Annotated in this window: 4 protein-coding genes and 1 pseudogene; 2 read left to right on the plus strand and 3 right to left on the minus strand. The window is 73.0% G+C overall.

Going from position 1 to position 4,122, the window contains the following annotated elements:
- The 3 genes and pseudogenes from ACLEQD_RS38305 to ACLEQD_RS38315 form a co-directional block, all read right to left on the minus strand.
- Nucleotides 1-690: pseudogene (locus tag ACLEQD_RS38305) on the minus strand (two-component system sensor histidine kinase/response regulator); the annotation flags it as partial.
- A 259-nt stretch (nucleotides 691-949) separates the two neighbouring features.
- Nucleotides 950-1,564 carry a DedA family protein gene (locus tag ACLEQD_RS38310; protein ID WP_410390791.1) on the minus strand — a complete coding sequence of 205 codons (615 nt, stop codon included), beginning with the start codon at nucleotides 1,562-1,564 and terminating at the stop codon, nucleotides 950-952.
- A gap of 14 nt (nucleotides 1,565-1,578) precedes the next feature.
- Entirely contained in the window at nucleotides 1,579-2,661 is a 1,083-nt protein-coding gene (locus ACLEQD_RS38315) for an AI-2E family transporter (protein WP_410390792.1), read from the minus strand.
- Nucleotides 2,662-3,077: 416 nt separating this feature from the next.
- Here ACLEQD_RS38315 and ACLEQD_RS38320 point away from each other — a divergent pair, with 416 nt between their 5' ends.
- Together ACLEQD_RS38320 and ACLEQD_RS38325 are read left to right on the plus strand one after the other, a co-directional pair.
- Nucleotides 3,078-3,599: a hypothetical protein gene (locus tag ACLEQD_RS38320; protein ID WP_410390793.1), complete on the plus strand. Its 522-nt coding sequence runs from the start codon at nucleotides 3,078-3,080 to the stop codon at nucleotides 3,597-3,599.
- Between the two features lie 55 nt (nucleotides 3,600-3,654).
- The coding region (locus ACLEQD_RS38325; protein WP_410390794.1) for a TolB family protein at nucleotides 3,655-4,122 on the plus strand (468 nt) is incomplete at its 3' end.

Below are 4,122 nucleotides of genomic sequence, written 5' to 3' on the forward strand. Positions count from 1 at the left end.
CCCGTCCAACCCCGCCTCCACCGGGCTCCACGCGGTGCCCGGGGGCAGGCCCAGGCCGCCCACCCAGCGGACGCGGGGCGCGGCCTCGTCGCGGCGGTAGAAGAGGAGGAAGGGCACGTCGAGCGCGGCGTCCGGCTGCAGCTGCGGCAGCGCGGCGCCGATGTCCTCCAGCGTCTTCACCTTGCCCAGCAGGGCGGACAGCTCGCGCAGCGTCTGCGTGCGCCGCGCGCTGAGCATCTTCTCCGTCACCTCCGTGATGGGGTGGAAGAGGCCGCCCACGCCCCCGGACTCGTCGCGGATGGGGCTGAAGGAGAAGGTCATGAAGGCCTCCTCCAGGTAGCCGTGCCGGTCCAGGAACATGCGCTGGTTCTCGATGTAGGAACCCATGCCCGTGCCGGCCTTCTCGAACACGCCGCCCACCACGGGCAGCGCCGTGGCCCAGCAGTCGCGGAAGCGCTGGCCCATGGACTCCGGGTGCTTCGCGCCGCAGATGGGCCGGTAGCTGTCGTTGTAGATCTGCACGCGCTCCGGCCCCCACGCGATGAGGATGGGGAAGGTGGAGGACAGGCACAGGCTGACGGTCGTGCGCAGGCTCTGCGGCCAGGTCTCCACCGGTCCCAGCGGCGTCTTCGACCAGTCCATGGCGCGGATCAACCGGCCCATCTCCCCGCCGCCCGACAGCCAGTCCATCCCTGACTCCGGGGGGGATGCCGCCGTGGGACTGGCCTGGGGAGGGGTGGGGGGTCTCATGAGGCCTCGGAGGCGGGCGCCGGACTTCACCGCGCGAGAGGCGCGGCTTGCGACGGACTGCGATGTTCGTCCAGGGAAACCCGTCAGGAGCTAACGAAAATCTCCACTCCGGAGCCATACCGGATGGAGCAATTGTGGGTTTGCTTGCTTTGATTTCGGTTGGGGCACAAGGGACCGCCGCGCGCCGGGCCCGGCGGGCTCACGTGGACGGCCGGGGCTGCCGCCGTTCACGCGCGTGGCGCACGGCCAGCGCGACGAGCAGCGCGGCCACGCCGGCCAGCGCGACGAAGTGCTCCACGCGGCCCACGCCCCGGGCCACGCGGTCCACGCTCGCGGAGCCCAGGTAGCCCAGCGTCACCACCAGGGGCGAGCTCAGGCACAGCGCCAGCCCGTCCCAGAGGAGGAAGCGGCGCAGGGGCATGCCCTCCGCCGCGGCCATGGCGAACACCGGCACGCGCAGGACGGACATGAACCGGCCGATGAAGACGACCCGGGGGCCGTGCTTCGCGTACAAGCCCTGGATGCGCTCGCGGCGCTCGGGGGGGAACAGGCGGCGGGTGCGCCGGTGCGTGTACAGGGCCTGACCCAGCCGCCGCGCCATGAGGAAGAGGACGGTGTCCCCGCACAGCACGCCCATGAAGCACAGCGCGATGGCGGCCGGCAGCGGCATGGCCCCCCGGTGCGACAGCACGCCCGCCGCCAATTGCACCAGGTCCTCCGGGAACGGCAGCCCCAGTCCGCCCCCCACGAGCACGAGGAACACGAGCGGGCCGGAGCCGTGCGTCAGCAGGAGCTGGAGCGGCGAAGCGGTCATCAGGGCCCGGCCCTTCAGGGTTCGGGGAGGACGGCGCCGGTGCGGCGCTCCTGGCGGAAGAGGAGGACCTCCCGGACGATGATCTGCACGGTGGCCGCCACGGGCACGGCCACCACCGCGCCCACGATGCCCGCCAGCTCCACGCAGAAGAGCACGGCGAGCAGGGTGACGAGCGGGTTGACGTGCACGGTGCGCTTGAACACGAGCGGCGCCAGCACGTTGCCCTCCAGCTGGCCGTAGAGGAGGAAGTAGATGAACACCGCCAGCGCCTTCCACATGCCGCCGGTGGCCAGCGTGAGCAGCGTGATGATGCCGCCCGCGATGATGGGGCCCGCGTAGGGCACCAGGCTGGAGAAGCCGCTGGCCACGCCCAGGGGCAGGTAGAAGGGCATGCCCAGCACCGCCAGCATGGTGGTGGTGAGCGTGGCGTTGATGGCGCAGATGAGCGTGATGCCGGACAGGTAGCCGCCCGTCGCGGTGTACACGTTGCGCAGCACGCGCACGTAGCGCAGGCGGTGGTCGGGCCGGGTCAGGTCCAGCAGGCGCCGCAGCATGCCGCCGCCGAACACCAGCATGAACACCACCAGGAAGAAGACGGTGAGCATGCCGCCCAGCAGGCCCACCACGCCGCCGATGGCGCTCATGAGGAGCGAGGGCAGGGGCCCCGCGAGCGCGGGCGTGGCCTCCTCCAGCCGCTCGTTCCAGCCCAGGCTGTGCAGCCGCTGGTTGAGCGCGCGCAGGATGCCGGTGCCGCGGATCTGCTTCCACAGCTGCGGCCACTGCGTCACCAGCGCGTCCACCTGCTCCACCAGGTCCGGAATCACCAGCAGGCCCAGCGCCGTGATGGCGATGAACAGCGCCACCAGCACCAGCGTGATGGCCAGCCACCGCTTGAGGCCGCGCTTCTCCAGCCGCGACACGCCGTGCTCCAGCGCCAGCGCGATGAGCGCCGCGATGCCGGTGAGCGTGAGCGCCACGCGCGTCTTGACGACGAGCATCACCAGGGCCATCACGCCCAGCACCACGAGGCACACGGTGAACACCGTGCGGGGGGACACCTGCGACTTCGGCGGCAGACGGACTTCGGGCTCGGACACCAGTGGGGCTCCCTGGGGCGGGCCACCGGCGGCGGGCCCCATGCCCTGCGGATGCGACATCCCCCGCCCGGCGGCAACCACCGTCGTCTTCCAAGTGCGCGCGCCGGGTCCGGGCCCGCCCCAAGCGTCAGGAGGGTGACACCCGCCAGCCGCGAAGCGCCTCCGCCGGACGCAATCACCGGCCGCGTGGTTCGTCACCCGGACAGCCGGGAATGCCCGGCCTGGCCGCTGGCCCGTCCGTCCCCCCAAGGCCAGCCGCGCGTCCGCCACGCGACGGCGCCGCGCCGGGCCGTCCGGCACCTGACGCGCCGGGACGTCGTGGAAAAAGGGGACAGCACGGTTTGCCGGGCCCGCGCGTCAGACGGGGATGGGAACCTTCGTGGGAAGGGGCCTTTCGCGGGCCGGGAGAGGACACCATGAAAAAGCTGGGTGAGCAGGAGCTGGACGGGGTGCGGCGGGAGGCCCTCGAGACGGAGGCCCGGTGGCGCGGGCTGGCGAACAAGCTGGCGGAGCTGGGCGGCGAGGAGATGGACGCGCAGCTGCTGGTGACGTTCCGGAGCGCGCGGGACGCGGGCGCGGTGCCGCCGGACGCGGGCTTCTTCCTCGTCGCGCACATCCTGACGGCGATGGCGGACGAGGCCATCGCGGAGGATCCGCGCGTGCGGCTGCGCGCCGGGGAGCTGGACGCGATGGAGCGCGACTACGGCCTCACCGGCGAGGGCTGGCCGGAGGGCGACCTCCCGCCGGAGGAGTGGGAGGCGCTGTGCGTGGAGTACGAGCGCGCGTGTGACGAGGCGCGCGCCGCGTTCTTCCGCGCGTACGGCGAGGAGGAGATGGCGCGGCTGTACCTGGATCAGCGCGTCACCTTCCACCACCGCTTCGAGAGCGGGCGGCGCTTCTTCCACGGCCTGCCCATGTTGCCCGCGCAGCTGCACTGAGCGGGAGGTCCGCTACACTCCGCCGCCCTGGGGCAGTTCTTTCCGGAGGCGGCGGATGCGAGTGGCGAGCCTGGCAGTGGCGGTGGGGTGTTGGGTGTGGGGCGCGCTGGCGTCCGCGGCGGTGCCCGCGTCCATGCCCGCGTCCGCGCGGCTGGAGGCGGGCGCGACGTACGACGCGCTCCAGCGCACGGTGCGCATCCGGGAGGTGTCGCTGTCGCCGGACGGCACGCGGGTGGCCTGGGTGGAGTCGGTGCCGGGGACCGCGGAGGCCGCGCGGCTCCAGGTGAAGGAGCTGGCGCATCCGGAGCGGGCGCCGGTGCGCGTCACCGCGTCGAAGGACGGCGCGCCGTGCGCGGAGGGCTCGCTGTCGTGGAGTCCGGACGGCCGGTGGCTCGCGTTCCTCTCCACGGCGGGGGGAGGGCCGCGACCGGCAGCTCTACGTGGCGGACGCGTCGGGGGCGGGCGGCCCCGCGCGGAGGCTCACGACGCTGAAGGGCGTGCTGGCGGCGCCGAAGTGGTCGCC

The organism is Corallococcus sp. 4LFB, from assembly GCF_046520365.1.
Classification (GTDB): Bacteria; Myxococcota; Myxococcia; order Myxococcales; family Myxococcaceae; genus Corallococcus; species Corallococcus caeni.

Bases quoted from the DNA above. Each gene is read 5' to 3' on its own strand.
- ACLEQD_RS38320 (WP_410390793.1), top strand. From the start codon at position 3,078: ATGAAAAAGCTGGGTGAGCAGGAGCTGGACGGGGTGCGGCGGGAGGCC.
- ACLEQD_RS38310 (WP_410390791.1), bottom strand. From the start codon at position 1,564: ATGACCGCTTCGCCGCTCCAGCTCCTGCTGACGCACGGCTCCGGCCCG.